The sequence below is a fragment of the Nguyenibacter vanlangensis genome, from assembly GCF_013376155.1.
GTDB lineage: Bacteria > Pseudomonadota > Alphaproteobacteria > Acetobacterales > Acetobacteraceae > Gluconacetobacter > Gluconacetobacter vanlangensis.
Genome location: NZ_JABXXP010000204.1, coordinates 1 through 4803 on the forward strand (window position 1 = coordinate 1; position 4803 = coordinate 4803).

The window sequence follows — 4803 nt, forward strand, 5'->3', positions numbered from 1 at the left end:
CTGCTCGCCGCATCCGGCACCGCGTCCGCCGACACGCGCCGCCTGCTGACCGGCGCCATCCCGCTGCCGGTCGCCTGGCTGGGCATCCAGACACTCTATCTGGGCCACGCCGTCGCCGGCCTCATCATCCTGATGGCCGGATTCGGCGGCCTGTTCGCGGCCGAACGCGCGGCCTGGCGCCGGGGCGAACTCCCGTCCGGCTATCTCGCCCTGCGCCTGTGGATCACCGCCGTCACCCTGTCATGCCTGGCGCTCATCGTCCTGACCCGCCTGGCATGACAGAGGCACGGCGCCCGCTCAGCCGCCCTTCGCCAACCGGTCGAAGCGCAGCAGGCGGGTCACCAGATCCTTCATCTCGCCGATCGGGATCATGTTCGGCCCGTCGCTGGGCGCACGGTCCGGGTCCTCATGGGTCTCGATAAAGACCGCCGCCACCCCGATCGCGACCGCCGCGCGCGCCAGCACCGGGGCAAATTCCCGCTGCCCGCCCGACGCGCCGCCCAGCCCGCCCGGCTGCTGGACGGAATGGGTCGCGTCATACACGACCGGATAGCCGGTCTCGCCCATGATCGGCAGGCCGCGCATGTCGTTGACCAGCGTGTTGTAGCCGAAGCTGGTGCCCCGCTCGCACAGCATGATGCGCTCATTGCCGGTCGAGGCGATCTTCGCCGCGACATTCTTCATGTCCCACGGCGCCAGGAACTGGCCCTTCTTGACGTTGATCGCCGCCCCGGTCTCGCCCGCGGCCAGCAGCAGGTCGGTCTGCCGGCACAGAAAGGCCGGGATCTGCAGCACATCGACCGCCTCGGCCACCGGCGCGCATTGCTCGGCCGCATGCACGTCGGTCAGCACCGGCATGCCGAACCGCTCGCGCACCCGCGCCAGGATCTCCAGCCCCTTCGCCATGCCGACACCGCGCGCGCTGCCCAGGCTGGTACGGTTCGCCTTGTCGAACGAACTTTTATAGATCACCCCGATCCCGCACTCCCGGGCGATGCCGTCCAGCGCCCCGGCCATCTCCATCGCATGCGATTCGGATTCGATCTGGCAGGGCCCGGCGATCAGCACCAGCGGACGATCATTGCCGACGACCAGCTCGCCGACCGAAACGGATCTTGAATGGCTCATACCAGGCGCATCTTCTTCACGGCCGCCCCGACGAAACCCGAGAAGAGCGGGTGCGGATCGAACGGCTTGGACAGCAATTCAGGGTGATACTGCACGGCGACGAACCAGGGATGGTCCGGATATTCCACCACTTCCGGCAGGATGTCGTCCGGCGACATGCCCGAGAATTTCAGCCCGGCCTCTTCCAGCACCGCACGGTAATGGACATTGACCTCATAGCGATGGCGATGCCGCTCGCGGATCTCGGTCTTGCCATAGATCCCGGCCACCCGCGACCCCTCGGCCAGCTTGGCGGGATAGGCGCCCAGGCGCATCGTCCCGCCCATTTCCCCGCCTTCGCGGCGGCGCAGCAGCTCGTTGCCGCGGGCCCATTCGGTCATCAGCCCCACCAGCGGCTCCGGGGTCGGCCCGAATTCGGTCGACGACGCATCGGGCAGGCCCGCCAGGTTCCGCGCGCATTCGATGACGGCCATCTGCATCCCGAAACAGATGCCCAGGAACGGAATCCGGTGCTCGCGCGCAAAGCGCACGGCCTGGATCTTGCCCTCCGCCCCGCGCTCGCCGAATCCGCCGGGCACCAGAATCGCATGCGCGTCGCGCAGCGCCTCGATCGCGGTCTCCGATTTCTCGAAGATCTCGGCTTCCACCCAGTCCAGCTTCACCCGCACCCGATTCGCGATGCCGCCATGCTGCAGCGCCTCGATCAGCGACTTATAGGCATCCAGCAGCGCGGTATATTTCCCGACCACCGCGATGCGCACCTCGCCCTCGGGATGGCGCATCGCCTCCAGCACGTTCTTCCACGCCGTCAGGTCCGGTTCCTGGTCATGGGGCAGACCGAAATGGCGCAGCACCTCGGTGTCCATGCCCTCGGCATGGTACGAAATCGGGCAGGCATAGATCGTGTCGACATCCAGCGCCGCGATCACGGCCTCGGGCCGCACATTGCAGAAATTGGCGATCTTGCGCCGCTCGGTATCGGGAATCGGCCGGTCCGACCGGCACAGCAGCATCTGCGGCTGGATGCCGACATTCTGCAGTTCCTTGACGGAATGCTGCGTCGGCTTCGTCTTCAGCTCGCCCGCCGAGGGAATCCACGGCAGCAGGGTCAGGTGCACGAACATCGTCGTGCCGGCGCCCAGGTCGTTGCGCAACTGCCGGATCGCCTCCAGGAACGGCAGGCTCTCGATATCGCCCACCGTGCCCCCGATCTCGACCAGCACGAAATCCAGCGCATCGGTCCCGGCAACCACCGCTTCCTTGATGGCGTCGGTAATGTGGGGAATGACCTGGACGGTCGCCCCCAGGTAATCGCCGCGCCGCTCGCGCGCGATCACGTCGGAATAGATCTGGCCCGTCGTGGCATTGTCGGCCCGGGTCGCATGCACGCCCGTAAAGCGCTCGTAATGGCCCAGGTCCAGGTCCGTCTCCGCGCCATCGTCGGTCACGAAGACTTCGCCATGCTGATACGGGCTCATGGTGCCCGGATCGACGTTCAGATAGGGATCGAGCTTGCGCAGCCGAACCCGGTATCCGCGCGCCTGCAGCAGCGCCGCCAGGGCTGCCGAGGCAATGCCTTTACCGAGAGAGGAAACCACGCCGCCAGTGATGAATACAAACCGCGTCATGGAGCGCCTTCCTACACCGTTTCCCGTCATGGTGGAAAGCCTATATCCGGCCCCATCGCCACCCGCCCGAGAAGAATAGAAGAATATAAACAAAATGGCCGCCCCCGCCGACCGGCGGGAGCGGCCATTCCGATCCGTTCGCCCCGTTCAGTGCGTCGGCGCGGGCGCCGGAGCAGGGGTGGAAGCCGGAGCGGGGGTGGGGGCCGGAACGCCGGCCGGTGCGGGCGGCTGGGCCAGGATGTCATGCCCGCCGCCGGTCGAGGCCCCGCGATTCATCACCGCCAGGGTCAGCGACAGCAGCATGAAGATCCCGGCCAGGATCGCGGTCGTGCGCGTCAGCAGGTTCGCCGTCCCCCGCCCGGACATGAACGCCCCCATGCCCTGGCTGCCGCCGATTCCCAGGCCGCCCCCCTCGCTACGCTGGATCAGGACTGTCCCGATCAGCGCCAGGGTCACGAACAGATGCAGAAAAAGAAGGACGGTGATCATACTAGCTTCCAGATAACACGCAGCAGACCGACCGTTTACAGATCCACGGCGGCCCGGACAATCGGCAGGAACGTCTCGGCCTGCAGACTCGCAGTACCGACCAGCGCGCCGCCGACCTCCGCGATGGGCAGGATGCTCGCGGCGTCGCGCGCATTCACCGACCCACCATAGAGGATCCGCATGGTTTTTCCAGCCGCGCCGAACTGCCGGACCAGTTCCGCGCGGATAAAGCCCATCATGTCCGCGATATCCTGTCGCGACGCCGGCACGCCCGACCCGATAGCCCATACCGGTTCATAGGCCACGATCCCCGAAAACCCGTCGGGCAGCGACCCCTTGATCTGCCAGCCGATCGCGTCGCGATCCTCGCCCGCCGCCTTCTGGTCGCCGTTCTCGCCCACGCAGACGATCGGCGTCAGCCCCGCCGCCATCGCCGCCTGGGCCTTCTCGCGCACCGTCTCGTCCAGCTCCCCATGGTCGCGCCGCCGCTCGGAATGCCCCAGGATGACATATTCGACACCCAGTTCGGCCAGCATGGGCGCCGACACGTCGCCGGTATGCGCGCCCATCGGCGCCTGATGGCAATCCTGCGCCCCCAGCGCGATCCCGCTTCCCTTCAGGATCGGCGCCAGCAGGGCCAGTTGGGTAAAAGGCGGACAGACGACGACCTGCGGCGGCGAGGGAATGGCGCCCAGCCCGTCGGCGATCGCCCCGACCAGATCGCGCGACGCGGCACTCAGCCCATGCATCTTCCAGTTGCCGACGACCATCTGCCTCATAATGTTCCCATCCTGTGCCAACGCCGCCCTTCCACCCGGCCGCCGGCGGTCTCGTCTTTTCAGGGGGAAGGCCGACCAGGTTCCGATACCCTACACCATGCGGCCGCGCATGGTGCAATGCCGCAAAGCCCCTGATGGCGCGGCCGTGAACAGGGTTCTGGTCAAGCGGCAACGGTATCCCTATGGTGCCCCGCCGAAAAGGTCGCCGCGCGCGGCCGCACGCCTCAAGCCGCTCTCGTCCGGACCCTGGATTTCATGATTTCCTTCCTCCGCCGTGTTCTCGTCGATTCCTGGCTGGGCCGCATCATTGCCGGCCTGCTCTTCCTCGCCTTCGTCGGATGGGGAGTCGGCGACGTGCTGACGAACATGGGCAGCGAACGCGCCGACGTCGTCGCCCGCATCGGCGACCAGACGATCACCACGGACGCCCTGCTCTCCGCCACGCAGAACGAACTGCAGCAGACGGCCCGGCAGTTCGGCGTCACCGATCCGTCGCAGCTCCCACCCGCGACCCGCCGCCAGGTGGCGCAGCAGGCCCTGCAGCGCCTGCTCATGCAATCCGAAATGGTGCGCGCGGCCGACCGGCTCAAGCTGATCGTGCCCGACGCGGCGGTCCGCGACGAAATCTTCGGCATGCAGGTCTTCAAGGGCACGGACGGCCGCTTCGACCGCAGCCTCTTCGACGCCCGCCTGCGCCAGATCGGCATGACCGAATCCCGCCTGCTGGACCTGGTGCGCCAGGACATCGCCGTGCGCGGCCTGGCCGAGCCGCTCCAGGG

At 67.3% G+C, this 4803-nt stretch carries 6 protein-coding genes; 2 read left to right on the forward strand and 4 right to left on the reverse strand.

Going from position 1 to position 4803, the window contains the following annotated elements; translation table 11 throughout:
- The coding region (locus HUK84_RS10655; protein WP_176640274.1) for a DUF3429 domain-containing protein at positions 1-279 on the forward strand (279 nt) is incomplete at its 5' end.
- Positions 280-297: 18 nt separating this feature from the next.
- Here the strand turns inward: HUK84_RS10655 and kdsA are convergent.
- From kdsA to tpiA, 4 genes are all read right to left on the reverse strand, one after another.
- Positions 298-1128, reverse strand: coding sequence for a 3-deoxy-8-phosphooctulonate synthase (kdsA, locus tag HUK84_RS10660; protein WP_176640275.1), 831 nt, complete (start codon positions 1126-1128; stop codon positions 298-300).
- Positions 1125-2756 (reverse strand): CTP synthase, encoded by a 1632-nt coding sequence (locus HUK84_RS10665; RefSeq protein WP_176640276.1) that lies wholly within the window; start codon positions 2754-2756, stop codon positions 1125-1127. Before HUK84_RS10665 ends, kdsA begins: the two co-directional genes overlap by 4 nt.
- 147 nt (positions 2757-2903) lie before the next feature.
- Positions 2904-3245, reverse strand: coding sequence for a preprotein translocase subunit SecG (secG, locus tag HUK84_RS10670; protein WP_176640277.1), 342 nt, complete (start codon positions 3243-3245; stop codon positions 2904-2906).
- A 35-nt stretch (positions 3246-3280) separates the two neighbouring features.
- Positions 3281-4024: a triose-phosphate isomerase gene (gene tpiA / locus HUK84_RS10675; RefSeq protein WP_176640278.1), complete on the reverse strand. Its 744-nt coding sequence runs from the start codon at positions 4022-4024 to the stop codon at positions 3281-3283.
- 255 nt (positions 4025-4279) lie between these two features.
- Between tpiA and HUK84_RS10680 the strand changes: the two genes are divergently transcribed.
- Positions 4280-4803, forward strand: a 524-nt coding sequence (locus HUK84_RS10680; RefSeq protein ID WP_176640279.1) for a SurA N-terminal domain-containing protein, incomplete at its 3' end; no start/stop codon positions are given.